At 71.7% G+C, this 24,174-nt stretch carries 26 protein-coding genes; 9 read left to right on the top strand and 17 right to left on the bottom strand.

Annotation, left to right across the window (positions count from 1 at the left end; genetic code table 11):
- The first annotated feature begins 4 nt into the window (after nucleotides 1-4).
- Both IF17_RS0125230 and IF17_RS0125225 read left to right on the top strand, forming a co-directional pair.
- Nucleotides 5-400, top strand: coding sequence for a YidH family protein (locus tag IF17_RS0125230; protein WP_030570104.1), 396 nt, complete (start codon nucleotides 5-7; stop codon nucleotides 398-400).
- On the top strand, nucleotides 397-714 hold the full coding sequence (locus IF17_RS0125225; RefSeq protein WP_030570102.1) for a DUF202 domain-containing protein: 318 nt from the start codon (nucleotides 397-399) through the stop codon (nucleotides 712-714). The genes IF17_RS0125230 and IF17_RS0125225 overlap by 4 nt, the downstream gene beginning before the upstream one ends.
- Nucleotides 715-729: 15 nt before the next feature.
- Here the strand turns inward: IF17_RS0125225 and IF17_RS0125220 are convergent, their stop codons facing one another.
- Nucleotides 730-1,665 (bottom strand): NADP-dependent oxidoreductase, encoded by a 936-nt coding sequence (locus IF17_RS0125220; protein WP_030570100.1) that lies wholly within the window; start codon nucleotides 1,663-1,665, stop codon nucleotides 730-732.
- 56 nt (nucleotides 1,666-1,721) lie between these two features.
- Nucleotides 1,722-3,026, bottom strand: coding sequence for a glucarate dehydratase family protein (locus IF17_RS0125215; RefSeq protein WP_030570098.1), 1,305 nt, complete (start codon nucleotides 3,024-3,026; stop codon nucleotides 1,722-1,724).
- Between the two features lie 157 nt (nucleotides 3,027-3,183).
- On the opposite strand from IF17_RS0125215, the gene IF17_RS0125210 reads away from it, so the two are divergent.
- Nucleotides 3,184-4,206 (top strand): phosphotransferase family protein, encoded by a 1,023-nt coding sequence (locus tag IF17_RS0125210; RefSeq protein ID WP_030570096.1) that lies wholly within the window; start codon nucleotides 3,184-3,186, stop codon nucleotides 4,204-4,206.
- Between the two features lie 6 nt (nucleotides 4,207-4,212).
- Entirely contained in the window at nucleotides 4,213-5,427 is a 1,215-nt protein-coding gene (locus IF17_RS0125205; protein ID WP_030570094.1) for an acyl-CoA dehydrogenase family protein, read from the top strand.
- A gap of 53 nt (nucleotides 5,428-5,480) precedes the next feature.
- On the opposite strand, the gene IF17_RS0125200 is transcribed toward IF17_RS0125205, so the two are convergent.
- The 4 genes from IF17_RS0125200 to IF17_RS0125185 form a co-directional block, all read right to left on the bottom strand.
- Complete coding sequence (locus tag IF17_RS0125200; protein WP_030570092.1) at nucleotides 5,481-6,818, bottom strand: M28 family metallopeptidase; 1,338 nt, start codon at nucleotides 6,816-6,818, stop codon at nucleotides 5,481-5,483.
- Nucleotides 6,819-7,078: 260 nt separating this feature from the next.
- The gene (locus IF17_RS0125195; protein WP_030570090.1) at nucleotides 7,079-7,672 is read right to left on the bottom strand and encodes a TetR/AcrR family transcriptional regulator; all 594 of its coding nucleotides are present in this window, start codon (nucleotides 7,670-7,672) and stop codon (nucleotides 7,079-7,081) included.
- A 49-nt stretch (nucleotides 7,673-7,721) separates the two neighbouring features.
- Entirely contained in the window at nucleotides 7,722-9,410 is a 1,689-nt protein-coding gene (locus tag IF17_RS0125190) for an AMP-binding protein (RefSeq protein WP_030570088.1), read from the bottom strand.
- Nucleotides 9,407-10,180 (bottom strand): SDR family oxidoreductase, encoded by a 774-nt coding sequence (locus tag IF17_RS0125185; protein WP_030570085.1) that lies wholly within the window; start codon nucleotides 10,178-10,180, stop codon nucleotides 9,407-9,409. Before IF17_RS0125185 ends, IF17_RS0125190 begins: the two co-directional genes overlap by 4 nt.
- Nucleotides 10,181-10,379: 199 nt before the next feature.
- Between IF17_RS0125185 and IF17_RS0125180 the strand changes: the two genes are divergently transcribed.
- The gene (locus IF17_RS0125180; protein ID WP_030570082.1) at nucleotides 10,380-11,645 is read left to right on the top strand and encodes an exo-beta-N-acetylmuramidase NamZ family protein; all 1,266 of its coding nucleotides are present in this window, start codon (nucleotides 10,380-10,382) and stop codon (nucleotides 11,643-11,645) included.
- A gap of 49 nt (nucleotides 11,646-11,694) precedes the next feature.
- Here the strand turns inward: IF17_RS0125180 and IF17_RS0125175 are convergent, their stop codons facing one another.
- Complete coding sequence (locus IF17_RS0125175; protein WP_030570080.1) at nucleotides 11,695-12,177, bottom strand: GNAT family N-acetyltransferase; 483 nt, start codon at nucleotides 12,175-12,177, stop codon at nucleotides 11,695-11,697.
- Nucleotides 12,178-12,453: 276 nt separating this feature from the next.
- On the opposite strand from IF17_RS0125175, the gene IF17_RS0125170 reads away from it, so the two are divergent.
- Both IF17_RS0125170 and IF17_RS0125165 read left to right on the top strand, forming a co-directional pair.
- Nucleotides 12,454-13,077: a hypothetical protein gene (locus tag IF17_RS0125170; RefSeq protein ID WP_030570077.1), complete on the top strand. Its 624-nt coding sequence runs from the start codon at nucleotides 12,454-12,456 to the stop codon at nucleotides 13,075-13,077.
- 62 nt (nucleotides 13,078-13,139) lie between these two features.
- Nucleotides 13,140-13,862 carry a 3-keto-5-aminohexanoate cleavage protein gene (locus tag IF17_RS0125165; protein WP_030570074.1) on the top strand — a complete coding sequence of 241 codons (723 nt, stop codon included), beginning with the start codon at nucleotides 13,140-13,142 and terminating at the stop codon, nucleotides 13,860-13,862.
- A gap of 21 nt (nucleotides 13,863-13,883) precedes the next feature.
- Here the strand turns inward: IF17_RS0125165 and soxR are convergent, their stop codons facing one another.
- A complete protein-coding gene (gene soxR, locus IF17_RS0125160) occupies nucleotides 13,884-14,372 on the bottom strand; it encodes a redox-sensitive transcriptional activator SoxR (protein WP_030570071.1) in 489 nt (162 codons plus the stop codon).
- Between the two features lie 135 nt (nucleotides 14,373-14,507).
- On the opposite strand from soxR, the gene IF17_RS0125155 reads away from it, so the two are divergent.
- The gene (locus tag IF17_RS0125155; protein ID WP_026242090.1) at nucleotides 14,508-14,969 is read left to right on the top strand and encodes a MaoC family dehydratase; all 462 of its coding nucleotides are present in this window, start codon (nucleotides 14,508-14,510) and stop codon (nucleotides 14,967-14,969) included.
- 46 nt (nucleotides 14,970-15,015) lie between these two features.
- Here the strand turns inward: IF17_RS0125155 and urtE are convergent, their stop codons facing one another.
- From urtE to urtA, 5 genes are read right to left on the bottom strand one after another with little or no spacing between them, the layout of a single operon-like run.
- Nucleotides 15,016-15,714 carry an urea ABC transporter ATP-binding subunit UrtE gene (gene urtE / locus IF17_RS0125150; RefSeq protein WP_030570068.1) on the bottom strand — a complete coding sequence of 233 codons (699 nt, stop codon included), beginning with the start codon at nucleotides 15,712-15,714 and terminating at the stop codon, nucleotides 15,016-15,018.
- A gap of 5 nt (nucleotides 15,715-15,719) precedes the next feature.
- Entirely contained in the window at nucleotides 15,720-16,517 is a 798-nt protein-coding gene (gene urtD, locus IF17_RS0125145) for an urea ABC transporter ATP-binding protein UrtD (RefSeq protein WP_030570065.1), read from the bottom strand.
- Nucleotides 16,514-17,674, bottom strand: coding sequence for an urea ABC transporter permease subunit UrtC (gene urtC, locus IF17_RS0125140; protein WP_030570062.1), 1,161 nt, complete (start codon nucleotides 17,672-17,674; stop codon nucleotides 16,514-16,516). Before urtC ends, urtD begins: the two co-directional genes overlap by 4 nt.
- Nucleotides 17,671-18,555 (bottom strand): urea ABC transporter permease subunit UrtB, encoded by an 885-nt coding sequence (gene urtB, locus IF17_RS0125135; protein ID WP_030570059.1) that lies wholly within the window; start codon nucleotides 18,553-18,555, stop codon nucleotides 17,671-17,673. The genes urtC and urtB overlap by 4 nt, the downstream gene beginning before the upstream one ends.
- Nucleotides 18,552-19,799 (bottom strand): urea ABC transporter substrate-binding protein, encoded by a 1,248-nt coding sequence (gene urtA, locus IF17_RS0125130; protein ID WP_030570056.1) that lies wholly within the window; start codon nucleotides 19,797-19,799, stop codon nucleotides 18,552-18,554. Before urtA ends, urtB begins: the two co-directional genes overlap by 4 nt.
- A 401-nt stretch (nucleotides 19,800-20,200) precedes the next feature.
- On the opposite strand from urtA, the gene IF17_RS0125125 reads away from it, so the two are divergent.
- A complete protein-coding gene (locus tag IF17_RS0125125; protein ID WP_030570053.1) occupies nucleotides 20,201-20,686 on the top strand; it encodes a MarR family winged helix-turn-helix transcriptional regulator in 486 nt (161 codons plus the stop codon).
- On the opposite strand, the gene IF17_RS0125120 is transcribed toward IF17_RS0125125, so the two are convergent.
- The 4 genes from IF17_RS0125120 to IF17_RS0125105 form a co-directional block, all read right to left on the bottom strand.
- Nucleotides 20,643-21,764, bottom strand: a complete 1,122-nt coding sequence (locus IF17_RS0125120; RefSeq protein WP_030570050.1) for a substrate-binding domain-containing protein — start codon at nucleotides 21,762-21,764, stop codon at nucleotides 20,643-20,645. The genes IF17_RS0125125 and IF17_RS0125120 overlap by 44 nt on opposite strands.
- 43 nt (nucleotides 21,765-21,807) lie before the next feature.
- Nucleotides 21,808-22,437 (bottom strand): TetR/AcrR family transcriptional regulator, encoded by a 630-nt coding sequence (locus IF17_RS0125115; protein ID WP_030570047.1) that lies wholly within the window; start codon nucleotides 22,435-22,437, stop codon nucleotides 21,808-21,810.
- Nucleotides 22,438-22,545: 108 nt separating this feature from the next.
- Nucleotides 22,546-22,836, bottom strand: a complete 291-nt coding sequence (locus tag IF17_RS0125110; protein WP_015607581.1) for a YiaA/YiaB family inner membrane protein — start codon at nucleotides 22,834-22,836, stop codon at nucleotides 22,546-22,548.
- A 98-nt stretch (nucleotides 22,837-22,934) separates the two neighbouring features.
- Nucleotides 22,935-24,086, bottom strand: a complete 1,152-nt coding sequence (locus tag IF17_RS0125105) for an acyl-CoA dehydrogenase family protein (protein ID WP_030570044.1) — start codon at nucleotides 24,084-24,086, stop codon at nucleotides 22,935-22,937.
- Between the last annotated feature and the right edge of the window lie 88 nt (nucleotides 24,087-24,174).

Here is a 24,174-nt window from a genome sequence, read left to right as displayed (position 1 = left end):
CCCTGTGAACAAGATCGCGCAGAGCGTACGCCTGTGGTTCGCGCCGCAGCGGATCCGGGACGAGGGGGACACCCCCGACTACCGGTTCTCCCTGGCCAACGAGCGAACGTTCCTCGCCTGGATCCGGACCGCGCTGGCCCTGATCGGCGGGGGCTTCGCCGTGGACCAGTTCCTGCCGGAGCTGGCCTGGGGCGTCCGGGCGGGACTCGCGCTGGGGCTGCTCGCCGCGGGGGTGCTGTGCGCGCTGCGGGCGGTCAACCACTGGGTGCGGTGCGAGCGGGCGATGCGGCGCGGGGAGGACCTGCCGGTCTCGCGGTTCCCGACGCTGCTGGGGATCGTGGTGGCGGTCGTGGCCGTGGCGATGGTGGTGGTGGTCCTCTTCGGCTGGGAGGGCCGGTGACGGCGGCGGTACACGACCGGGACCCCGGGCTCCAGCCCGAGCGGACCCGGCTCGCGTGGCGGCGTACGACGCTGTCCGCCACGGTGGTGGCCCTGCTCGCCGGGCGGCAGGCGCTGCACAGCGGTGTGTCCCCGGCCGCGCTGGTGGCGGTCGCCCTGACGGCGGTGGCCTGGCTGGGGCTCCTGGCAGTGGCCCACCTCAGGGTGCGGCGCATGGGGGTGGCGCGGCCGGAGCCGCTCGCGCCGCGCGGGGCGCTGGCGGCGGCGCTGTGCACGGTGGCGTTCGCGGTGTTCGCGGTGGCCATGCTGTTCTGAGCGCGTCCGGAGATGTCAGCTGTCCCAGTCCACCGTGACCACGATCTTGCCGCGCGTACGTCCCTCCTGGTTGAGGCGGTACGCCTCGGCCGCCTGCTCCAGCGGGAAGACCCGGTCCACATGGACGGTGACGATGCCCCGTTCGGCCAGCTCCGCGAGCTGCGCCAGGTCGGCGGCGTCGGGCCGGACGAAGGCGTAGCGGCCGCCGTAGGAGAAGACCTCGCTGTCGGCGATCGAGGCGAGCCGGCCGCCCTCGGCGAGCGTCTCGGCCGAGACCCGCAGCGCCTCGCCGCCCACCGTGTCGAAGGCCGCGTCGAAACCCTCGGGGACCAGCTCCCGGAGCCGGTCGGCGAGGCCGTCCCCGTACTCCACCGGTTCGGCGCCGAGGCTCCGTACATGGTCGTGGTTGCGGGCGCTCGCGGTGCCGACGACCCGGCAGCCGGTGTGGCGGGCGATCTGGACGGCGAGCGAGCCGACGCCGCCCGCCGCCGCGTGGACGAGGACGGTGTCGCCGTCGCGGATCTTCAGGGTGCGGTGCAGCACCTGGTACGCGGTGAGCCCGGCCAGCGGCAGGCCCGCGGCCTCCTCGAAGCTGAGGCTGAGCGGCTTGCGGGCGAGGGTGCGGACGGGGGCGGCGACGTACTCGGCGAACGTACCGCGGGAGAGGAAGTCCTCGCGGACGTAGCCGATCACCTCGTCCCCGACCCCGAACTCGTCGACGGCGATGCCCGGTTGCACGACCACCCCGGACACGTCCCAGCCGGGGATCACCGGGAAGACGGCGTCGAGGCCGCCCTGGAGGTAGCCCTCGCGGGCCTTCCAGTCGACCGGGTTGACGGCGGCCGCCCGCACCTTCACCAGCACGGAGTCGGGGCCGACCTTGGGGTCGGGCCGCTCGCCGTACTCCAGGACATCGGCCGAGCCGTACGCGCTGTAGCTGATCGCCTTCATTCCTCGACCTTCGGCGCAGGCCGGGGTCGTCGCAACTCAGAGCGCACGGCACCCCCTCACCAGCGCGGGATCACCGGCGCCACCCACTGAGGGTCGCCCCTGCGCATCGCCGCCGCGTCGTCGCGCTCGCGGTGGGTGCCGTCGTCCTCCAGCCAGCGGCGGTGCAGGGCGGCCAGGCGGTCACGGTCCAGCTCGACGCCGAGGCCGGGGGTGTCGGAGACGGTGAGCCGGCCGTCGGTGAAGGTGTGGCGTTCGGTGATGACGTCCTCGGTCTGCCAGGGGTAGTGGCTGTCGCAGGCGTACGCGAGGCCGGGCACGGTGGCGGCCACGTGGGTCATCGCGGCGAGGCTGATGCCGAGGTGGGTGTTGGAGTGCATGGAGAGCCCGACGCCGAACGTACGGCAGAGGGCGGCGAGTTCGCGGGTGCGGTGGAGGCCGCCCCAGTAGTGGTGATCGCCGAGGACGATCTGTACGGCGTCGGTGGCGAAGGCCTCGGGGACCTCGGCGAGGGTGGTGACGCACATGTTGGTGGCGAGCGGGACGTCGGTGGCGGCGGAGACGGCGGCCATGGACTCCGTACCGCTGGTGGGGTCCTCCAGGTATTCCAGGACGCCCGTGAGCTGCTCGGCGACGTACAGCGAGGTGGGGACGGACCAGGCGCCGTTGGGGTCCAGGCGGAGCGGGCGGCCGGGGAAGGCCTCGGCCAGGGCGCGGATCGCGGCGATCTCCTGGTCGGGTGGGAAGACGCCGCCCTTGAGCTTGAAGGAGGCGAAGCCGTACGTGTCGGCGAGGCGGCGGGCCTGGGCGACGATGCCCGCCGGGTCGAGGGCCGCGCCCCAGTCGTCGCGCTCGCCGCCCTGCGGGTGGTGGGCCCAGCGGTAGAAGAGGTACGCGCTGTACTCGACGGCGTCGCGGACCTTTCCGCCGAGCAGGACGTGCACGGGCAGGCCGAGCGCCTTGCCGAGGGCGTCCAGGCAGGCCACCTCGAAGGCGGAGACGACCGAGAGGCGGATCTTCTCCGCGCTCCGGACCCCGCGCAGCCCGCCGGCGTCCACGCGGAGGTCCGCCTCCCGGTCCCCGGCGGGCCGTGAGTCGCCGCACACCTCGTCAGCCAGGGTGAAGAGCCCGTTCAGATCGGTGACCGTGCGGCCGGGGAGCGCCCGGGCCAGCGCGTTCGCGGGGTCCAGGTACGTGCCGTCGCCGTACGTCTCCCCGACGCCGGTCACTCCGCCCCTGGTGACCACTTCCACGATGAGCCGGGGCGTGTACGGCTGGTGGACGCCCTGGGTGTTCAGCAGGGGCGGATCGGCCACGAGGATCGGGGTGAGCCGGACGTCTTCGATCACCAGGTCGGTATGCATCCGTGAAATGTATTCATATATGCGATCCGTTACAGGGGTGGGACGCGGTTCCCGTGGTGGATTGCGGGAGTTCACTGGACGACATACCGACTGGTCGGCATCATGGTCAGCGATCGTTCCCGTCAGCGATCGTTCCGTCGCCCCGGAGGTACGCACCATGAGCTCAGTCCCCCCGCCAGGTCTCGACCCGGAGCTGCTGCGCGGCCATCTCGACCGCGAGCGGCCGGGGCTGGTGAGCGGACCCCTCGAAGCGCGGCTCATCGAGGGCGGCCGCTCGAACCTGACGTACACCGTCACCGACGGGACCGGCCGCTGGGTGGTGCGCAGACCGCCGCTGGGCCATGTGCTGGCCACCGCGCACGACATGAAGCGCGAGCACCGGGTGATCAGCGCCCTGTACCCCACCGCCGTCCCGGTGCCGGAGCCGGTGCTCCTCTGTGAGGACGACTCGGTGCTCGGGGCGCCCTTCTACGTCATGGAGCACGTCGAGGGCACCCCGTACCGCACCGCCGAACAGCTCGCCCCGCTGGGCCCCGAGCGCACCCGGGCCGCCGTCCTCGCCCTCGTCGACACGCTGGTCGACCTGCACGCGGTGGACCCGGAAGCGGTGGGGCTCGGGGACTTCGGGCGGCCGGAGGGGTTCCTGGACCGGCAGTTGCGGCGCTGGGGCAAGCAGCTGGACGCCTCCCGCAACCGCGACCTGGCCGGCATCGACGAGCTGCACGCCTCGCTGGGCCGTGAGCTGCCCGCCTCCCCCGCGCCCACCGTCGTCCACGGCGATTACCGCCTGGACAACGTGCTGCTCGGCCCGGACGACCGCATCAACGCCGTCCTGGACTGGGAGATGTCCACCCTGGGCGATCCGCTGACCGACCTCGGGCTCCTCGTGATGTACAGCTCCGACCTCGATCTGCCGCACTCCCCCGTCTCCACCACCAGCGGCGCCGCCGGGCACCCCTCCCCCGCCGAGCTGATCGAGCGGTACGCCGCCGGGTCGGGCCGGGACACCTCCGCCATCTCCTGGTACACCGCGTTCGCCTGGTTCAAGCTCGCCGTGATCCTGGAGGGCATCCACTACCGCTACACCCTCGGCCAGACCGTCGGCGCGGGCTTCGATCAGATCGGCGATCTGGTCCCGGTCTTCATCGAGCACGGCCTCACCACTCTCCAGGAAGGCTGACCACCCATGGACTTCGCATTCGACGCCCGTACCGAGGAGCTGCGGAGCAGGCTGCTCGCCTTCATGGACGACTACGTCTACCCGGCCGAGCGGACCGACCACGAGCAGCGGGCGCTGCTCGCCTCGCCGTGGGACACCCCGGCCGTGGTCGGTGAGCTGAAGGCGGAGGCGCGGCGGCAGGGGTTGTGGAACCTCTTCCTGCCCGACGCGGAGTACGGGGCCGGGCTGACGAACCTCCAGTACGCGCCGCTCGCGGAGATCACCGGCCGCTCCCCGCACCTCGCGCCGACCGCGCTGAACTGCGCGGCGCCGGACACCGGGAACATGGAGGTGCTCTTCCAGTTCGCCACCGACGAACAGAAGAAGCAGTGGCTGGAGCCGCTGCTGGCCGGGGAGATCCGCTCCGCTTTCGCGATGACGGAGCCGGATGTGGCGTCCTCCGACGCGACGAACATCGAGACCCGGATCGTGCGGGACGGTGACTCGTACGTCATCAACGGCCGCAAGTGGTACATCTCCGGGGCGATGAACCCGGACTGCGCGATCTTCATCGTGATGGGCAAGACCGACCCGGACGGCGATGACCTCCGCCGCCAGCAGTCGATGATCCTGGTGCCGCGCGACACCCCCGGCCTCGAAGTGCGGCGCGCCATGCAGGTGTACGGGTACGAGGACCACTCCCACGGCGGCCACGCCGAGGTGGTCTTCCACGACGTACGGGTGCCCGCGTCGAACCTGATCGGTGAGGAGGGCGGCGGTTTCGCCATCGCGCAGGCGCGGCTGGGACCGGGGCGGATCCACCACTGCATGCGGCTGATCGGGATGGCGGAGCGGGCCATCGAGCTGATGTGCCGCCGGGCGGTGGAACGTACGGCGTTCGGCAAGCCGCTCGCCCAGCAGGGCGTCGTGCAGAACTGGATCGCGGACGCCCGGGTGACGGTGGAGCAGCTGCGGCTGCTGGTGCTGAAGACGGCCTGGCTGATGGACACGGTGGGCAACAAGGGCGCGCACACCGAGATCCAGGCCATCAAGATCGCCACCCCGCGCGCGGTGGTGGACATCCTGGACTCCGCGGTGCAGCTGCACGGGGCGGGCGGGGTGAGCCAGGACTTCCCGCTGGCGGAGCTGTGGGCGTCGGCGCGGACGCTGCGGCTGGCGGACGGGCCGGACGAGGTGCACCAGCGGTCGCTGGCCCGGCGGGAGATCAAGCGCTACCTGTGAAACCGTGTGCGGCCCCCTCCTGGGGAGGGGGCCGCAGCGGGAGTGCCGGGAGGTCAGAAGGTGAGCTTCCAGCTGTCGATGTAACCGGTGTCCTGCCGGGCGATGTCCTGCACCCGGAGCTTCCAGACGCCGTTGGCCGCCTTGGCGGAGGCGTTGACGGTATACGTCGTGATGACGTTGTCCGCCGAATCACCGCTGCTGGAGTTCTTCAGCCGGAAGGCGGCGCCGTCCGGTGCCAGCAGGTCGATGACGAGGTCGCCGCGGTAGGTGTGCTTGATGTCCACGCCCACCTGGAGGGCGGCGGGGGCGTTGCCGGTCCGGCCGGAGACGGTGACCGGGGAGGTCACGGCCGCCCCGGCGTCCGGGATGGCGACGTCGGCGTCGTTGGAGAAGACGGTGCCGGTGGGCGGCTCGCCCGTGGAGCCCGCGGAGAGGGTCCAGATCGCGTGGGCGGCGGCGTCGCTGTTGCGGTCCAGGGCGGTGTCGTTGATGTTCGCCGTGGTGTCGCAGGAGGTGTGGTAGCAGCGGTCGAAGGCCTGGCCCTGCGTTCCGCCCCACTTCTGCACCTGGGCCGCGGTCTTGGTGCGGCTGGCGCCGGTGAAGAGGCCGCCGACGGGGACGCCCGCCGCCTTGAACGGGGCGTGGTCGGAGCGGCCGTCGCCCTCGGTCTCGATCTCGGTGGGCACGCCGAGGCCGGCGAAGTAGTCCTTGAAGGTCTTCTCGATGACCGGGTCGTCGTCGTAGACGAAGTAGCCCGCGTTCGGCGAGCCGATCATGTCGAAGTTGAGGTAGCCGGAGATCTTCGAACGCTCGGCGGCCGGCAGGTTGTTGACGTAGTACTTGGAGCCGATCAGGCCCAGCTCCTCCGCACCCCACCAGGCGAACCGCAGGTGCTTGTCGGGCTGGTAGCCGGCGCGTGAGACGGCGAGGGCGGTCTCCAGGACGGCGGCCGAGCCGGAGGCGTTGTCGTTGATCCCGGCGCCGGAGGAGACGGAGTCCAGGTGGGCTCCGGCGAAGACGACCTTGTTCGGGTCGCCGCCGGGCCAGTCGGCTATCAGGTTGTAGCCGGTGGCGCCGCTGGAGGTGAACTGCTGGATGGACGTGGTGTATCCGGCCGCGTCGAGCTTGGCCTTCACGTAGTCGACGGACGCCTTGTAGCCGGGGCGGCCGTGGGCGCGGTTGCCGCCGTTGTTCGCGGCGATCGTCGAGAACTGGGTGAGGTGGCCCTTGACGTTGGCCAGCGGTATGTCGGGCGCTGCGACGGCGGCGATCGCCGTGGTCGTCGCCGGGGCGGCCTGCGCGGTGGGCGCGGCGGTCCCGAGGAGGGCTGCGAGGGCGACGGCGGCGACGGCTGCCGGGGATCTGCGCAGGGTGAGTCGGTTCGGTCTCATCGATGGGGCTCCGGATTCCGTTCGGGGACTGACGGAACGTGCGGGGGGCACCCGGCCGCGTGGAACGTACGGCCGGGTCCTGGAGCTGGTGGTGCGCACCGCGGGGCCGGTGGCCCGTGCGATGCGTGACCGATGGTCAATGAGGTGACAGTGTTCCGTCAAGAGCGGAAAGCGGACATGTCAGTTCCATTAACGAACACATATCGGCGTTTGGACGTGTTCAACCGGCTCTGATCAGGGCGGAGTCGAACAGGGCGGTGTTACGGGCGCAGGGCCCGCAGCAGCAGATCCGCGAGGTGGCCGGCGACCTGCTCGCGGCTGAGCGGGCCGTCCGGGCGGTACCAGGTGGAGAGGTGGTGGACCGAGCCGAAGTGGTAGTCGACCACCAGGTCGGCGGGGGTGGCGGTGGAGAACACCCCGCTGCGCTGGCCCTCCTCGATCAGCGCCCGGAACCGCTCGTGGTAGCGGCGGCGCTCCACCCGCACCTGCTTGTTCTTCTCCGGGCTCAGGTGGTGCATGGAGCGGAAGAAGATCGCGGCGTCGTCCAGGTTGTCGATGGTCGTGACGACCACGTCGGCGGCCGCGTCACGCAGCCGCTGCTCGACGGGGGCGTCGGCCCCCGCGAAGGCGTCCAGCCGCTCCTGCTGGAGCCGCAGCACCCGGGCGTAGACCTCCTGGAGAAGGTCCTCCTTGGAGCCGAAGTAGTGGTAGAGCGCCCCCTTGGTGACGCCCGCCGCCTCGACGATCTCCTGCACCGAGGTGCGGTCGTACCCGCGCTCGGCGAAGAGCCGGGTGGCGGCGGCCAGCAGCCTCTGAGGGACGGGCGTGCCGTTCTGCTCCGTCGCCTTGGCCATGAGCCGCCACCTGCCTTTCATACCGTGCGTTCGCTGTTTCGACGAGGTTCTAACGGGAGGAACGCAGTTCCCGCCTGAGGATCTTCCCACTCGCCGTCTTCGGCAGCTCGGCCAGGATCTCCACCTCGCGCGGATACTTGTACGCGGCGAGCCTTTCCTTGCAGTACGTCCCCAGCTCGCCCGGTTCGACGGTTGTGCCCGGACGCAGACTGACATAGGCGCGTACGGTCTCCCCCCGGTACGCGTCGGGCACGCCCACGACGGCCGCCTCGCGCACCGCCGGGTGGGTGTACAGGACGTCCTCCACCTCGCGGGGCCAGACCTTGAACCCCGAGGCGTTGATCATGTCCTTCTTGCGGTCGACGACGTAGAGCCAGCCCGCCGCGTCCATGAACCCGATGTCACCGGTGCGCAGCTCGCCGTCCGGGAAGGCGGCCTCGGTGGCCTCGGGGAGGTTCCAGTAGCCGGAGACGACCTGGGGACCGCGCACCGCGATCTCGCCCTGCTCCCCGAAGGGCACCTCCTGCCCGCTCTCGTCGAGGATCCGTACGACGGTGTCGGGGCCGGGCACGCCGACGGAGAGCGTGCCGGAGACCGGGTCCACCGGGGCCTCACGCTCGGGCGGGACCGAGGCGCAGGGGGCGGTGCACTCGGTGAGTCCGTAGCCGTTGCGGATGTACGGGCCGAAGCCGGCGCGGAACTTCTCCACCAGGGCGGGCGGCAGCGGGGCGCCGCCGGAGGAGATCACCTGGAAGGAGGCGAAGTGGTCCGGGGTGACGTCCGGGTGGGCGGCCAGGGCCATGAAGGCGGTGGAGGGGCCGACAGTGTACGCGGGGCGGTGGGCGGCGAAGGCGTCGAGGACGACGCCCGCCTCGAAGCGGTAGGCCAGGACCAGGGTGCCCGCGTTGGCGATACAGGCGGCGAGCTGGCAGACCATGCCGGTGATGTGGAAGAGCGGGGCGAGCGCGAAGTAGGCGGAGCCCTCGGCGACGGGGTGCCCGGTGCGCTGCCGCTCGGCGTTCACCATGATGTTGGCGTGGGAGTTCATGGCGCCCTTGGGGGTGCCGCTGGTCCCGGAGGTGTAGCTGATCAGCGCCACGTCGGCGGCGGTGAGCTCCCGGCCGTCCGGGGGCGTGTGGCCGGCGCGGGCCACGGTGAGCAGGTCGTCGGCGAGGTCGTCGGGGCCGGGGGCGGGGAGCCGCTCGAAGCCGAGGACACGGGGGTCGTCCGCGCTCTGGAGGTCCAGCTCGCAGGCGGTCAGCGCGATGGTGAGGTCCGGGGCGGCCTCGGCGGTCTCCCGCAGATACGCCGCCCAGGCCCGGTCCGAGCAGATCAGCGCGGTGACCCCGGCGTCCTTCAGCACGTGCCCGACCTCGCCGGACTTGTACATCGGATTGAGCGGTACGACGGTGGCTCCGGCCTTCCACGCGCCGAGGAGCGCGAGGACGAAGTGCGGGCTGTTCTGGAGCATGATCGCGACCCGGTCGCCGCGCCGCAGGCCCCGGGCGGCGAGGTGTCCGGCCACCGAGTCGGAGAGCGTGTCGGTCTCTCGGTAGGTCAGGCGCCCGTCGAAGTAGGCGAGGGCGGGGTGGTCCTCGGGGGCCCGGGCGACCGTGTCCCGGAAGGCGTGGAGCACGGTCTCGGCGGGGTGCACTTCGGCGCGCTGAGCGTCGCTGAGGAGGGCGAGCCAGGGCTTGGCGGCGTAGCGGGAGCCGGAGCCGGAGCGTGCGTCGCTCATGCGCCGCTCACCCCCTCCCACTTCTGCTGGAGTCGGTTCATGTTGCCGATCCACCGGTCGGGATCGGCTGCGCGCGCCTGGTAGTAGCCGGCGACCTCCGGGTGCGGCAGGACCAGGAAGCGGTCGGTCGCCATCGCGTCGAACAGCGCGTCGGCGACGGCGGCCGGCTCGATCGCCCCAGGGGCGAGCACCAGCTCGCCGGCCGAACCGGCGGCGGTGAGCATGTCCGTCCGTACGCCCTGCGGGCAGATGGCGTGAACCTTGATGCCGCGGTGGCGGTAGGTGAGCGAGAGCCACTCGGCGAAGGCGACCGCCCCGTGCTTGGTGACGCTGTAGGGGGCCGCGCCGATCATCGTCAGCAGTCCGGCGGCGGAGGCGGTGGTGACGAACCGCCCGCTGCCGCGCTCCAGCCACTGCGGCAGCAGGGCCCTGGCCGCCCGCACGTGGGCCATCACGTTGACGTCCCAGGCGGCGGCCCAGACCTCCTCGTCGGCGAACGCGTCACCGGGCGAGGCGAGTCCGGCGTTGGCGCAGTAGACGTCCACCGTGCCGCCCAGCGCGTCCCGGGCCGCCTCCACGATGCCCGAGGCGTCCCCGGCGACGGCGGTGCCGCCGATCTCCTTCGCGAGCGGCTCGATGCGCGCGAGGTCGAGGTCGTTGACGACGACCCGCGCGCCCTGCTCGGCGAACCTGCGGGCCAGAGCGGCGCCGATGCCGCCTCCGGCTCCCGTGACCACCACGCCGGCGTCCTGCACCGTATCCATCGTCATCCCGCCTCTCGGTCCGTCTGCACCGGCAGACTAACCGGTCGGTATGTGATCGGGGAAGGGTCGGGAAGGGGCCCGGGCCAGGTCGGCGGGGGCGGCGGTCCGGCTGGGGGAATCGGCGCGGCCCGGGTCGTTCCGTGGGGCCCGTACCCGCGCTAGCGTGCGTGGCCATGACAGTCGGCGCGATCATGGAGGTAGCGGAATGAGCCTGTCCCGACGTGGTGTGCTGGCCGCGGGAGGCGCCGTGGGAGCGCTCGCGGCGACGGCGGCCGGCACCGGTGGAGCCGCCGCTGCCGCACGTGGGCCCGGGCGCGGCCGGGTCCGTACCGGCTTCGACCGGCTGGCGGCCGACGGCTACCGGCTGCTGCGGGGCCAGAAGGTCGGCGTCGTCACCAACCCGACCGGCATCACCGCCGACGTACGGCACATCGTCGACGTGATGCACCCGGACGACCGGGTGAACCTGACCGCCGTCTTCGGCCCCGAGCACGGCTTCCGGGGCACCGCGCAGGCGGGCGGCTCGGAGGGGCGGTACGACGACCCGGCGACCGGGCTGCCGGTCTACGACACGTACCTCAAGAGCGGGCAGCCGCTCGCGGACATCTTCACCGCGTCCGGCGTGGACACGGTCGTCTTCGACATCCAGGACGCAGGCGCGCGCTTCTACACGTACATCTGGACGCTGTACGACTGCATGGAGGCGGCCGCGCTCGCGGGCAAGCGGCTGGTGGTGCTGGACCGGCCCAACCCGGTGACCGGGCGGGCGGCGCTGGGGCCGGTGCTGGATCCGGCGTTCGCCACGTTCGTCGGCCGCCGGGAGATCGCCCAGGCGCACGGGATGACGGTGGCGGAGCTGGCGCTCTTCTTCAACGCGGAGTTCCTGCACGCGAACCCGGCGCGGCTGGAGGTGGTGACGATGTCGGGGTGGCGGCGCTCGGACTTCTTCGACGACACCGGGCTGCCGTGGGTGCCGCCGAGCCCGAACATGCCGACGCCGGAGACGGCCCTCGTCTACTCCGGCACCTGTCTCTTCGAGGGCACGAACCTCTCCGAGGGCCGGGGCACCACACGCCCCTTCGAGCTGCTGGGCGCTGAGGGCATCGACCACCGCTGGGCGGCCGCCGTGAACGCGCTGCGGCTGCCGGGGGTTGCCTTCCGGGAGGCGTACTTCGCGCCGACGTTCTCCAAGTTCCAGGGGAAGACGGTGGGCGGGGTGCAGGTGCACGTCCAGGACCGGGAGGTCTTCGACCCGGTCCGGACCGGGATCGCCCTGCTGGTGACCGCGAAGCGGACGTGGAGCGGCTTCGCCTGGCGGCCGGACAACTGGATCGACAAGCTCACCGGGAACACCCGGGTACGCACGATGATCGACGCGGGCGCGGACACGGACGCGGTCGTACAGGCCTGGCAGCGGGACCTGTCGGCGTTCCGGGCGAAGCGGCGGAGGTATCTGCGGTACGGGGGGTAGCGCGGCCGGGGCCGGGGCGATCGCACGAACGCGCCCCGGCCTGCCCCTCTCAGCCCGTGAGGTCCATGTCGCCGAGGTACTCGCCGTCGTCGGTCAGGCCCCGCTTGCGGTAGCCGAGCTTGAGGTAGAACTCCTCCGGGCCGCCCTCACCGGGATGCCAGGTCACGGTCGAGACCGTCCCGCCCCTGCGGCGGATCTCCTCGTTCACCGCGCCCACGGCGAACCGCCCGTACCCCCGGCCCTGCTCACCGGCGGCTATGGCCAGCCGCCAGAGGCCGGAGCGCTTCGGGGCGTCCGGAACACCGGCGTCGTAGTCGAACGTGACGTCGAAGAAGGCCATCACGAAGCCCACGATGCGGTCGCCGTCACGGATCAGCCGGGGCCAGGCGACATCGGGGTGCACATAGGCCTCGGCCAAGGACTGCGCGACCGGCGAGACGAACTTTCGCTGCGCGGGAGCGACTTCCAGCCGACAGGCGTCGAGCACCGTGTCGGCCGTGACCTTTTCCAGGCGGGGGGAGACTGCAGTCATACGGGCACCCAACCGCACCCGCCTGGGCTTCTGCCACCGATTTCCTGGTCAGAGGGTGGGGGCGAACGGTCTCCGGGGGCCGGAGCGCCGACAGGCCCTCGCACGGCCGCACGCCCTCGCACCACCCGTCCGCGCGCCGTTCCGCTTCCGTCCGCCGTCCCCGTCCGACATGGGCAGTCTCAGCCAATGGACGGTTTCCATCTTTCGATGGAGCCGAAACGGGCAGGCGTACGTCCACTCCTTGACGCCGATGGACGAACGACGGAGGTGGCAGACGTGGCCGGTTTCCGGAGTCTAGCGAGACAGGTCCGTGATCCGCTGGGTGATCTGGCACTGCGGCGGTACTCGCTGCGCAAGTGCCTGGAGAGGTTCGCCCCCTACGGTCACCGGGCGACCTGGGACCATCTGTGCGCCCGGCACGGGATCGATCCCGAGGACCGGGCACCCGATCCGGCGCGCCTGCTGGCCGCCCTGGAGGAGCTGGAGGAGGCGCGGGCGATCTGGCTCGCCTACGAGGCGGGGTTCGCCGAGCGGCGGCGGCGCGAGAAGCACGAGGGCCTGCGGCGGCCCGGCGCCTTCGACGACTGGCACCGCCGGACCTGGGGCGGCCACGGGGTGGCGCGCTGCGCGGACCCGGAGGTACACCCGAGCGAGCCGCTCGCCGAGGTGCTGCGCCGGCTGATCGCGGCGCTCGGTTCCGGGCCCGGCTCCACCTGCCCGGTCTGTGCGGACACCGGGATCGAGTGGCGCCAGGAGCGGGAGCGCGGGCACGAGCCGTGGTCGGGTCCGGTGTGCACGGCGTGCGGGATCGCGGTGCCGCAGCCGGTGCTGACGGACCGCACGCTGGCCAGGGCCCGGCTGGTAAGGCACCGAAGGCTCGCCGCGGCGGCAGCGGCGTAGGCCTCCGGGCCCCTGGGACGCGCCCAGGTCCGTTGTCAGTGGCGGATGTCACCATCGGGGACATGATCCAGGTCTGCCTGAACGGCCGGCGTGGTGCGGATGCCTCGGCGGCCGCGCCCCTGTCCCCCGAAGCGCTGGCCCGGTCGGCGGCCGAGGCCGTCGCCGCCGGTGCCACCGACATCCATGTGCATCCGCGGACCCCCTGCGGGCAGGACACGCTCTCGCCCCGGGTGCTGGCCGCGACGCTGACGGCGATACGGGCGGCGGTGCGCGTCCCGGTCGGGGTGACGACGGGCGCCTGGGCCGAGCCGGATCCGCGGCGCCGGGTCGAGCGCGTACGGGAGTGGTCGGTGCTGCCCGACCACGCCTCGGTCAACTGGCACGAGCCGGGCGCCGAGGAGCTGGCCGCCGCACTGCTGGAGCGGGGCGTGGGCGTGGAGGCCGGGCTCTGGTCGGGCACGGAGGGGCACCGCCTCTTCCGGCGGTCCCCCCTGGCGCCCCGGGTCCTGCGGGTGCTGGCCGAGGTCACCGACACCGACCCGGCGACGGCGACCGGCTCGGCCCGGCTGCTCCTCGCCGAGGTGGGCACCGCGCACGGCCGCCCGGTGCTGCTGCACGGGGAGGACGGCGGCGCGTGGCCGGTGGCGGAGCTGGCCTTCAGGCTCGGCCTGGCGACACGGATCGGCGCGGAGGACGTCACGGTGCTGCCGGACGGCCGCCCCGCGCGCTCGAACGCGGAACTGGTCGCCGCGGCGGTGCGGTTACGGCGGACGAGCACGGCCTGATCCAGGCCGAAGGGCTCCGGGTCAGCCGTGCTCCTGCTCCTCCGCCGGGTGCTGCCTGCGCTCGGGCATCAGGCGCGAGCCGGTGATCCGATCGCCGGAGACGTCGTCGGGGTTGGACAGCACACAGGTCTCCAGCGACAGACAGCCACAGCCGATGCAGTCGGTGAGATGGTCGCGCAGCCGGTGCAACTGCGTGATCCGCTCGTCGAGTTCCCGGCGCCAGGCCTCGGAGAGGCGGGCCCAGTCCTCCCGGTTCGGTGTGCGCTCCTCGGGCAGGGCGGCGAGGGCGTCCCGGATCGTGGCCAGCGGGATGCCGACCCGCTGGGCCGCCCGTACGAAAGCGACGCGGCGCAGGGCGTCACGCGAGTAGCGGCGCTGGTTGCCGCTGGTGCGGCGGCTGCTGATCAGGCCCTTGGACTCGTAGAAGTGCAGAGCGGAGACCGCGGCGCCGCTGCGCGCCGAGAGCTGGCCGACCGAGAGTTCGTGGAGTGTCTGTGGGATCTGTGGCACTCCTCAGACCCTACTGCGCCCCCGGCGGACGCCACCCCGGAATCGTTGACAGGAGCCCACCGCGCAAGGATGCTGAGCAAGCGCTTAGACATCGCGCCGGACGGCGCGGCGAGCCGGAAGGCAGGGACCCGGAACATGGCAGAGCCGAAGATCTTCACGTCCGCACAGGAGCTGCGCGACGGAGTGGGCGAGCAGCTCGGGCACAGTGACTGGCTGGAGGTCGACCAGAAGCGGATCGACCTGTTCGCCGACGCGACCGGCGACCACCAGTGGATCCATGTGGATCCGGAGCGTGCGGCGGCCGGGCCGTTCGGCACGACCATCGCGCACGGCTATCTGACGCTCTCGCTGCTGCCCGCGCTGGTGCCGCAGGTGATGCGGGTCGAGGGCATGAAGATGGGCATCAACTACGGGACCAACAAGGTCCGTTTCCCCTCCACCGTCCCGGTCGGCTCACGGCTGCGGGCCACCGCCGTCCTCACGAGCGTCGAGGAGGCCGGGGGCGGTGTGCAGATCACCGCGCTCGTCACGGTCGAGCGCGAGGGCAGCGAGAAGCCCGCGTGCGTGGCCGAATCGGTGTCGCGCTACTACTTCTGACCCGCGCCGCTTCGTCTGACCCGCGCCGTGGAAGGCCCAGGAGGGCTCACACACTCAGTGCCTCCCGGACCGTCCGCTCCGCACCCGTTCCCCCCTCCCCCGACGATGTGACCCGGCCCGCCTCCAGGACGTAGTAGCGCTCGGCCGCCCGCATGGCGAAGCCGACGTGCTGTTCGACGAGGAGGACGCAGAGGCCGCCTCGCGCGGCCAGGGAGAGGACCGTGGTCTCGATCTCGGCGACGACGGAGGGCTGGATGCCCTCGGTCGGTTCGTCGAGGAGAAGGATCCGGGGACGGGTGACGAGGGCGCGGGCGATGGCGAGTTGCTGGCGCTGGCCGCCGGAGAGGAGTCCGGCGCGGCGGTGGGCGAGTTCGCGGAGGACCGGGAAGAGGTCGAGGGCCTCGGCGATGGCGTCGCGGCCGCCGCCGCGCGGGGAACCGTCGGCGACGAGCCGGAGGTTCTCGGCAGTGGTCAGATGGGGGAAGGACTGCTGTCCCTGGGGGACGTACGCCATGCCGCGGGCCACGCGCTGATGGGGCGCCAGGCGGGTGATGTCCTCGCCGTCGAGGAGAACCGTGCCGTGCGATGGCCTGATGAGGCCCATGGCGGTGCGCAGGAGGGTGCTCTTCCCCGCGCCGTTGTGGCCGAGGACGGCGGCGACGCCGTCGTCCGGCACCGCCACGGTCACCTCGTGCAGGACGGTGGTGCGGTCGTAGCCCGCGCGGACGTCGTTGATCTCCAGCACGGCGGTCACACCTCTTCGCGGACGGGGGCGGGGACGGGAACGGGAACGGCTACTGACGGCTCGGGCTCGGAGGCGCGGCCGAGGTAGACCTCCTGGACCTTGGCGTCGGCCTGGACCTGGGCGACCGTCCCCTCGCTGAGGACCTTGCCCGCGTGCAGGACGCTGACGCTGCGGGCGAACGAGCGCATGAACTCCATGTCGTGCTCGATGACGACGACGGTGCGGTCCTCGCTGACCCGCTGGAGCAGCTCGCCCGCGGCCTCGCGTTCGTCGTGGCTCATCCCGGCGACCGGCTCGTCGAGCAGCAGCAGCTTCACGTCCTGGACGAGCAGCATGCCGATCTCCAAACTCTGCTTCTGACCATGGGCCAGCACCCCGGCCGGGCGGTGGCGGAGCGCGGTCAGGCCGGTGATCTCCAGCGCCTTCCCCACTGATTCGGGGACGTTTCTGCGCCGCCGGAGCAGGGTCAGCGCGCTGCGGCCGGCCCCGGCGGCGATGTCGAGGTTCTGCTCGACGGTCAGCTGCTCGAAGACGGTCGCCGTCTGGAACGTGCGGCCGATGCCCCGGCGGGCGATGCGGTGCACGGGCTCGCCGATGATCTCCTCACCGCCGAAGCGGATCGATCCGCTCGCCCGCACCAGGCCGGTGACGGCGTCGACCAGGGTCGTCTTGCCGGCGCCGTTCGGCCCGATCAGGAAACGCAGGTCGCCCGGCCCGATGTCCAGGTCGACGCCGTCGACGGCGGTGACGCCCCCGTCGAACGTCACCCGCAGGTCGCGGACGGTCAGTCCCTCGCCGCTCATGTGGTCACTCCCTTCGTTGCACCGACTCGGTCGGAGGAGGTCCGCCGCCTGCGCAGCACCGTCCTCAGCGAGGCCAGCCCGCCGGGCAGGAAGCCGACCGCGACGACGAACAGCAGCCCTTGGAGGTACGTCCACCCGGCCGGCCACGCGTCCGAGAGCGTGCTCTGCGCCCAGGCCACCGCGATCGCCCCGAGCACCGCGCCCACCAGCGACGCCCGCCCGCCGACCGCCGCGCCGATGACGAAGCCGATGGACGGCACGATCCCGATGAGCGCCGGGGAGATGATCCCCACCGCCGGGACGAACAGCGCACCGGCCAGACCCGCCATGCCGGCCGCGACCACGTACGCCACCAGCTTGACGTTGGCCGGGTTGTACCCGAGGAAGCGCACCCGCTCCTCGGAGTCCCGTACGGCGATGAGGAGTTCGCCGTACCGGCTGACGAACAGCTGCCGAGCGGCGGCCATCAGGAGGAGCAGGGCGACCGCGATGACGACGTAGACCATCCGCTGGTTGATTGGGTCGTTCAGGTCGTAGCCGAAGAAGCCCTGGAAGCCGGTCAGGCCGTTGGTGCCGCCCGTGGTGGCCTGCTGGCCGACCAGCCAGATCGCCAGCGCGGCCGCCAGCGCCTGGCTGAGGATCGCGAAGTACGCGCCCTTCACCCGGCGGCGGAAGACGAGCGCGCCGAGCAGCGCGGCGACGGCCATCGGCAGCACGACCGTCATGGCGAGCGCGAAGGCCGGGTTGGCGAAGGGCTGCCACCACCAGGGCAGCCCGCCCTCGGTCCCGTACAGCAGCATGAAGTCCGGCAGCGTCTCTCCGGTCGCCGCCGCGTCGGCGAGCTTGAGGTGCATCGCCATGGCGTAGCCGCCGAGGCCGAAGAAGACGCCCTGCCCGAGGACCAGCAGCCCGCCCCGGCCCCAGGCGAGGCTCACGCCGACCGCGACGATCCCGTAGCAGAGGTACTTGGCGAGCAGGCCGAGCCGGAAGTCCGACAGGACCAGCGGGGCGACACCCACCAGCAGCACCGCGCCGAGCAGAAAGGCGGCGGGGGTCCGGAAACGGCCCAGGAAACGCCCCAGGAAGGGTGTCTCCGGCGGCCCGGCCGGGGGTTCGGTGGCCGGGGCGGCCGTCGGAGGGGTGCTCGTCGTCGTCATACCAGGCTCCTGGTGCGCACGGTGTACAGGCCCTGCGGCCGCCACTGGAGGAAGGCCACGATCCCCACGAGGACCACCACCTTCGCCACGCTCACGGTCGTGGAGTATTCGAGGACCGACTGGAGCAGGCCGAGGACGAACGCGGTGATGACCGCGCCCCTGAGCCGTCCGATACCGCCGACGACCACGACCAGGAAGGCGTCCACGATGTAGTTGGTCCCCGTCGTCGGACCGATCGGGCCGATCAGGGTCAGCGCGACCCCCGCCATCCCCGCGAGGCCCGAGCCGATGAAGAACGTCGTCCGGTCCACCCGGCCCGTCGCGATGCCGGACACCTCCGCGAGGTCCCGGTTCTGCACCACCGCCCGGATCCGGCGGCCCAGCGGTGTGGTCCGCAGGATCGCCGCCAGGCCGGCCACGCACAGCAGCGCGAACCCGAGGATGAACAGCCTGCTGGTCGCCAGGTTGACCCCCGCGACCGAGACGCTCCCGGTCAGCAGGCCCGGCGCGGTCGTCTGCACGTTCGGCGCACCGAAGATGTCCCGCGCCAACTGCTGGAGCATCAGGGAGACGCCCCAGGTCACCAGCAGGGTGTCCAGCGGACGCGTGTACAGCCGCCGGATCAGCAGCCACTCCAGGAGCGCGCCCATCGACCCGGCGACGAGGAAGGCGACCGGCAGGGCGAGGAGCAGCGAGACACCGGCGTCACCGATCGGCTTCTGGAGCACGTACGTCGTGTAGGCGCCGGCCATGATGAACTCACCGTGCGCCATGTTGATGACGCCCATCTGCCCGAAGGTGAGGGTCAGGCCGAGGGCGATGAGGAGGAGGACGGCGCCGATGCTGACGCCGGTGAAGGACTGGTTGAGGATGACCGTCACAGGTCCGCCGCCCAGTCGTAGCCCTTCAGGTACGGGTCGGGCTTGATGGGCCCGCCCGAGTTCCAGACCTCCTCGATGAGCCCGCTCGCGGTGACCTTGCCGATGCGGGCGGTCTTGTGGACGTGCTGCGTCGCACCGTCGACCGTCACCTTGCCCTCCGGCGCGTCGAACTCGATCCCGTCGGACGCCGCCTTCACCTTCTCGACGTCGAAGGACCCCGCCTTCTCGACCATCGCCTTCCACAGGTGGACGGAGATGTACGCCGCCTCCATCGGGTCGCTGGTCGGCTTGTCCTTGCCGTACGCCGCCTGGTACGCGGCGACGAACTTCTCGTTGGCGGCGCCGGGCGTGGTCTGGTAGTAGTTCCAGGCCGTCAACTGCCCTTCCAGGTACTGCGTTCCGATGCTCTTGACCTCCTCCTCGGCGATGGAGACGGAGAGCACCGGCAGCTTCTTCGCGGTCAGCCCCGCGGACTTGTACTCCTTGAAGAAGGCCACGTTGCTGTCGCCGTTCAGGGTGTTGAAGACCGCGTCGGCCCCGGCGCTCCTGACCTTGTTGACGATGGTCGCGAACTCCGTGGAGCCCAGCGGCGCGTAGTCCTCGCCGAGCACCTCCATGCCGTTCGCCTTCGCGTACGTCTTGATGATCTTGTTGGCGGTGCGCGGGAAGACGTAGTCGCTGCCGACGAGGTAGAGCTTGGTGAGGCCCTGCTTCTTGAGGTAGTCGAGCGCGGGCACGATCTGCTGGTTGGTGGTGGCGCCGGAGTAGAAGATGTACGGGGACTGCTCCAGCCCCTCGTACTGCACGGGGTAGAAGAGCAGCGACTTGTTCCGCTCGAAGACGGGCTTCACCGCCTTGCGGCTGGCCGAGGTCCAGCAGCCGAAGGTCGCGACGACCTTGGAGTCCGTGATGAGCGCCTGCGCCTTCTCGGCGAAGGTCGGCCAGTCGGACGCCCCGTCCTGACTGACCGGCTTGAGCTGCTTGCCGAGGACCCCGCCGGCGGCGTTGATCTCCTTGACCGCGAGCAGCAGCGCGTTGTGGACCGTCACCTCGCTGATCGCCATCGTGCCGGAGAGCGAGTTCAGCAGGCCGACCCTGACGGTGTCGCCCGAGGTGTCGGCCTTCGCACCGGCCGCCTTCGACGTGTCGCTGCCGGTCTTCGCGCCGCAGGCGCTGAGAGCCGCGCCGGCGCCGAGAGCGGAGATGCCGGCCAGAAGACCGCGCCTGGTGATGAGCCCGGACATGGCAATACCTCCTTGCCCCGAAGGGCGGTACGAGCGGATTCCTCCGAGCGAGGGAGCGAGGGAGCGAGCGGAGGAAGGGGAGGGGAAAGGGGAGGGCCCAGCCGTTCCGGGGTGGCCTCCGGGCTGGTCTCTGAAGTGGTCCACAGCCTGCGGCGGAACTGTTTCGGGTGCGTTGCCGCGTAGTTGAAGAACAGTTTCCGGCGGAAGTAATCGTGTTTCGCACTGATGTGAGCCGACGTCAATCGGCCTATGGGGGAACGAATTCGCGATGCGGGTATTCATTACTTCCACCGGAAAGGATCAGAATCGGCATACGGCCTGCCGGGAGCACGGTGATCGGTTGTAGGCTCCGACGCACCCCCGCCACGGGGGCCGTGCCGACGTGAGCTTCGAGGAGTGCGATGGCGAGGCAGCCCCAGGACCTGCTCCACCTGCTGACCCGGGCCGAGCGCCTCGCGGCGCGTCGTATCCAGTCGGTGCTCGACGCGTACGACTGCTCCGTCGACGCGTGGCGGGTCCTCGACCTGCTCTCGGGCGACGAGGGCCGGGGCATGACGGCCCTCGCCGAGGACGCCGCCCTGCCCGCGCCGACCCTCACCAAGCTCATCGACCAACTCGTCGACCAGAACGTGGTGTTCCGCCGCGTCGACCCCGCCGACCGCCGCCGGGTCCTGGTCCAGCTCACCCCCCGGGGACTACGGCGGCGGCGTCAGCTCTCCCGTGCGGTACGGGCGGAGTGGGGACCGACGTCCCCGGGGCTCACGGAGGACGAGGAGAATCAGCTGATGCCGCTGCTCGGGCGGCTGTCGGGCGCGCTGGCCGACGGGGGTGACAAGGAGGGGGCTACGACAACCGCTGCGGGGAGTCCAGTTGGGCGAGCACGGTGAAGTCCAGTCCGTCGGCCTCCGCCAGATAGATGCGCTGGCGCACATGCCGCCCGTCCAGGCCGAGCAGGCCGCGCGGTCCCTCGTACCGGACGTGCTCGGCGGCCGCGCCGATGGCGGAGACGTCCAGGGTGCGGGCCCGCTCGATGAGGGCTGCCAGCAGCAGCACCCCTTCGTAGCAGGACTCGCCGAGGCTGCCGGGGACCGGCGCGTCCGCGCCGAAGCGGGCGGCGTAACGGCCGTGGAAGTCCATGCTGTGCCCGTCTGCGAGCGAGGCGAAGAACCCGGCTGTGCTGTACAGGTCGACGGTCGCCTCGGGGCCGCTGCCCAGGAGCATGCTCTCGTCCATCAACGTGCTCAGCCGCAGACAGCGGGCGTCCAGCCCGGCCGCCGCGAACGCCCGGTTGAACCGCACCGCGTCGCTGCCCACGAGCAGCATCAGCACGGCGTCGGCGTCCGCGCGCTCGATCCGGCGCAGGACGTCGGCGAAGTCGTCCGTCCCCAGCGGCAGATACGCCTCCCCGCACACCCGCCCCCGGGACTCCCGCGCGTAGAGGCGGGCCGCCCGGGCGGTGCGGCGCGGCCAGATGTAGTCGTTCCCGACGACGAACCAGCGGCGCACGTCCCGGATCCGCGCGAGCATCCGCATCGCCGGGAGCAGCTGCCCCGCCGGTGTCTCGCTGGTCATGAAGACGCCCTCGGTCCGCTCACCGCCCTCGTACAGCGCCGTGTAGACGTACGGCACCCGGTGCGCCACCCGTGGTGCCACCGCCTGCCGTACCGAGCTGATGTGCCAGCCGGTGACCCCCTGCACGGCCCCCGCCGTCACCAGCGCCTCGACCTCCGCGGCGACCTTCGACGGCTCCGCCCCGCCGTCCACCTCCAGGAGCCGCAGCTCCCGCCCCAGCACCCCGCCCGCCGCGTTGACCTCCTCCACGGCCAGCCGGGCGCACGCCTCGCACCCCGGTCCGAAGATCCCCGCCGGGCCCTGCATCGGATACACCAGTGCCACGTTCAGCACCGACGCGTCCACGGTGAACCACTCGGGGGGACGGAGGCGCGGCGGCGGGGGCGGTGACATGCGCCCATGATTGCCCCACCGTCCGCCCGGGCCAAGACATGTCTCAGGGCTGAGGCGGGGCTCCGACCATCCGCAGGACGAGGCCGGCGTAGAGCGCGCCGACCTCGTCGGGCGTGCGGCTGCCCTGTGCGTTGAACCAGCGGGCCACGTCGATGCAGAGGGACAGCACGGCGAGGGTGGTGCCGGGGATGTCGGGGACGTCGAACTCGCCCGCCGCCACCCCCTCGCTGATGATCCGGCGCACCACCGCGTCGCTCCTGCGGCGCAGCTCGACGATCTCGGTGCGGTGCTCGGGGCCGAGGGCGTCGAGCTCGTACTGGACGACGCGTGCGGTGGTGTGGCGCTCGGCGTGCCAGCGGACGAAGGACCGTACGGCCCCGGCGAGCCGGTCGGCGGCGGTGCCGTCCCGGTCGGCCTCGGCCTCCAGGACGTACAGCGCCCGGTCGTGGCCGATCTTGCTGATCCGGTGGAGCAGCTCTTCCTTCGTCTTGTAGTGGATGTAGAGCGCGGCCGGGCTCATCCCGGCCCGGCCGGCGATGTCGCGGGTGGTGGTCGCGTGGTACCCGCGCTCGGCGAAGGCGTCGACCGCGGCGACGAGCAGCCGCCTGGCCGCCTCGGGCGTGACCTCGCCCCAGGGAGCGTCGTCGCCGCTCGTCTCCTCCGCCGTACTCATCGTCCAGGGCCCCTCTCCGTCAACAGGACGAACACCATACCCCGAACCTGAGCAAGCGCTTAGGGGCGTCTCAGGGGCGGGTGTGCGGGTTCACGGTCTCGGGAAGGGTCAGAGCTTCTGGAAGGGGTCGTGCTCGGCGAGGATCTTCTCCAGCCGGGCCTGGTCGACCCGGCTGACGATCTGCCCGGCCTCCTGCCGGTCCCGGATCACCTTGGCCAGCGTGAAGCAGGACGTCACGAGGTAGAGCACCCCGATGGCGAGGAAGCCGCGCACCCAGGCGTCGGCGTCGAGGAAGAAGATACCGAGGGCCACCGCGCCCATCGCCACCAGGAAGGAGGCGACGGCCTGGCCGTAGAAGGCGGCGGTGCTCTGCTGCTTGACCGATGTCGTGTCACTCATGGGCTCAGCATCCGCCGACGTGGCGTGCGCCACATCCGTGCCCGTACTCAGCGAGCTACTCAGACACGCGTACGAGCCGGGGCGGCGGCTGACGGCGGTCAGAACGCGGAGACGCCCGTCAGCGCGCGGCCGATGATGAGCTTCTGGATCTGGCTGGTGCCCTCGTAGAGCGTCATCACGCGGGCGTCGCGGAGCAGCTTGCCGACCGGGTACTCGTCGATGTAGCCGTAGCCGCCGAAGACCTGGATGGCGTTGTTGGCGCAGCGGACGGCGGCCTCGGAGGCGTACAGCTTGGCCTGGGAGGCGGCGGTGGCGAACTCCTGGCCCCGGTCGACGAGGTCGGCGACCCGCCAGGTGAGCATCCGGGCCGCCTCGACGTCCACGGAGATGTCGCTGAGCAGCTCCTGGACGAGCTGGTGGCCGGCGATGCCCTTTCCGAACTGCTCGCGCTCACCGGCGTACCGCACGGAGGCGTCCAGGGCGGCCTGGGCGATGCCGACGCAGCCCGCCGCGACGGACATCCTGCCCTTGGCGAGGGCCGACATGGCGACGGTGAAGCCCTTGCCCTCGGGGCCGAGGAGGGTGGCGGCGGGGACCCGGACGTCCTCCAGGACCAGTTCGGCGGTGGCCTGGCCGCGGAGGCCGAGCTTGCCGTGGATGGTGCGACGGGTGAGGCCGGGGGTGTCGGCGGGGACGAGGAAGGCGGAGACACCGCGGTGGCCGGGGGCGTCGTCGGTGCGGGCGAAGAGCAGCACCACGTCGGCCCAGGTGCCGTTGGTGATGAACATCTTGGTGCCGTTGATGACGTAGTCACCGCCGTCGCGCACGGCCCGGGTGGCGAGGTTCCCGGCGTCCGAGCCGGTGCCGGGCTCGGTGAGGCCGAAGCAGCCGATCGCCTCGCCGGAGGTGAGCCGGGGCAGCCACTGCCGCTTCTGCTCCTCGTCGCCCCAGGACGCGATGGTCTTGGCGACCAGGCCGAGCGAGACGGAGACGATCCCGCGCACGGAGGAGTCGCCTCGGCCGAGCTCCTCGGTGACCAGGCAGTACGTGAGGTGGTCGCCGCCGGAGCCGCCGTACTCCTCGGGGACGGTCAGGCCGAGGAAGCCGAGCGCGCCGAGCTTCTTCACGATCGGCCTGTCGACATTCTCGGCCCGGTCCCACGCGACGACGTGTGGCGTGACCTCACGGGCCACGAACTCCTCGGCCAGCCGCCGGACGGCTTCCTGCTCCTGGCTGAGCTCCAGGTTCATCGCGCGCCACCCACCTTCTCGCGCACCGCTTTCTCGTGCGCCGATTAATTAGCACTGCTAGTTTCTGGTTCGCAGCGCCTACTATGAG

This window comes from Streptomyces cyaneofuscatus, from assembly GCF_000718135.1.
Classification (GTDB): domain Bacteria; phylum Actinomycetota; class Actinomycetes; order Streptomycetales; family Streptomycetaceae; genus Streptomyces; species Streptomyces cyaneofuscatus.
This window is presented reverse-complemented; position numbering and strand designations above follow the sequence as displayed.

Bases quoted from the DNA above. Each gene is read 5' to 3' on its own strand.
- urtA (WP_030570056.1), bottom strand. From the start codon at position 19,799: ATGTCCGGGCTCATCACCAGGCGCGGTCTTCTGGCCGGCATCTCCGCT.
- IF17_RS0125155 (WP_026242090.1), top strand. From the start codon at position 14,508: ATGGCAGAGCCGAAGATCTTCACGTCCGCACAGGAGCTGCGCGACGGA.
- IF17_RS0125200 (WP_030570092.1), bottom strand. From the start codon at position 6,818: ATGAGACCGAACCGACTCACCCTGCGCAGATCCCCGGCAGCCGTCGCC.
- IF17_RS0125115 (WP_030570047.1), bottom strand. From the start codon at position 22,437: ATGAGTACGGCGGAGGAGACGAGCGGCGACGACGCTCCCTGGGGCGAG.
- IF17_RS0125185 (WP_030570085.1), bottom strand. From the start codon at position 10,180: ATGACGATGGATACGGTGCAGGACGCCGGCGTGGTGGTCACGGGAGCC.
- IF17_RS0125175 (WP_030570080.1), bottom strand. From the start codon at position 12,177: ATGACTGCAGTCTCCCCCCGCCTGGAAAAGGTCACGGCCGACACGGTG.
- IF17_RS0125210 (WP_030570096.1), top strand. From the start codon at position 3,184: ATGAGCTCAGTCCCCCCGCCAGGTCTCGACCCGGAGCTGCTGCGCGGC.
- IF17_RS0125125 (WP_030570053.1), top strand. From the start codon at position 20,201: ATGGCGAGGCAGCCCCAGGACCTGCTCCACCTGCTGACCCGGGCCGAG.
- IF17_RS0125180 (WP_030570082.1), top strand. From the start codon at position 10,380: ATGAGCCTGTCCCGACGTGGTGTGCTGGCCGCGGGAGGCGCCGTGGGA.
- IF17_RS0125190 (WP_030570088.1), bottom strand. From the start codon at position 9,410: ATGAGCGACGCACGCTCCGGCTCCGGCTCCCGCTACGCCGCCAAGCCC.
- IF17_RS0125220 (WP_030570100.1), bottom strand. From the start codon at position 1,665: ATGAAGGCGATCAGCTACAGCGCGTACGGCTCGGCCGATGTCCTGGAG.
- urtC (WP_030570062.1), bottom strand. From the start codon at position 17,674: ATGACGACGACGAGCACCCCTCCGACGGCCGCCCCGGCCACCGAACCC.
- IF17_RS0125110 (WP_015607581.1), bottom strand. From the start codon at position 22,836: ATGAGTGACACGACATCGGTCAAGCAGCAGAGCACCGCCGCCTTCTAC.
- IF17_RS0125205 (WP_030570094.1), top strand. From the start codon at position 4,213: ATGGACTTCGCATTCGACGCCCGTACCGAGGAGCTGCGGAGCAGGCTG.
- IF17_RS0125195 (WP_030570090.1), bottom strand. From the start codon at position 7,672: ATGGCCAAGGCGACGGAGCAGAACGGCACGCCCGTCCCTCAGAGGCTG.
- IF17_RS0125165 (WP_030570074.1), top strand. From the start codon at position 13,140: ATGATCCAGGTCTGCCTGAACGGCCGGCGTGGTGCGGATGCCTCGGCG.
- IF17_RS0125215 (WP_030570098.1), bottom strand. From the start codon at position 3,026: ATGCATACCGACCTGGTGATCGAAGACGTCCGGCTCACCCCGATCCTC.
- IF17_RS0125120 (WP_030570050.1), bottom strand. From the start codon at position 21,764: ATGTCACCGCCCCCGCCGCCGCGCCTCCGTCCCCCCGAGTGGTTCACC.
- IF17_RS0125105 (WP_030570044.1), bottom strand. From the start codon at position 24,086: ATGAACCTGGAGCTCAGCCAGGAGCAGGAAGCCGTCCGGCGGCTGGCC.
- urtD (WP_030570065.1), bottom strand. From the start codon at position 16,517: ATGAGCGGCGAGGGACTGACCGTCCGCGACCTGCGGGTGACGTTCGAC.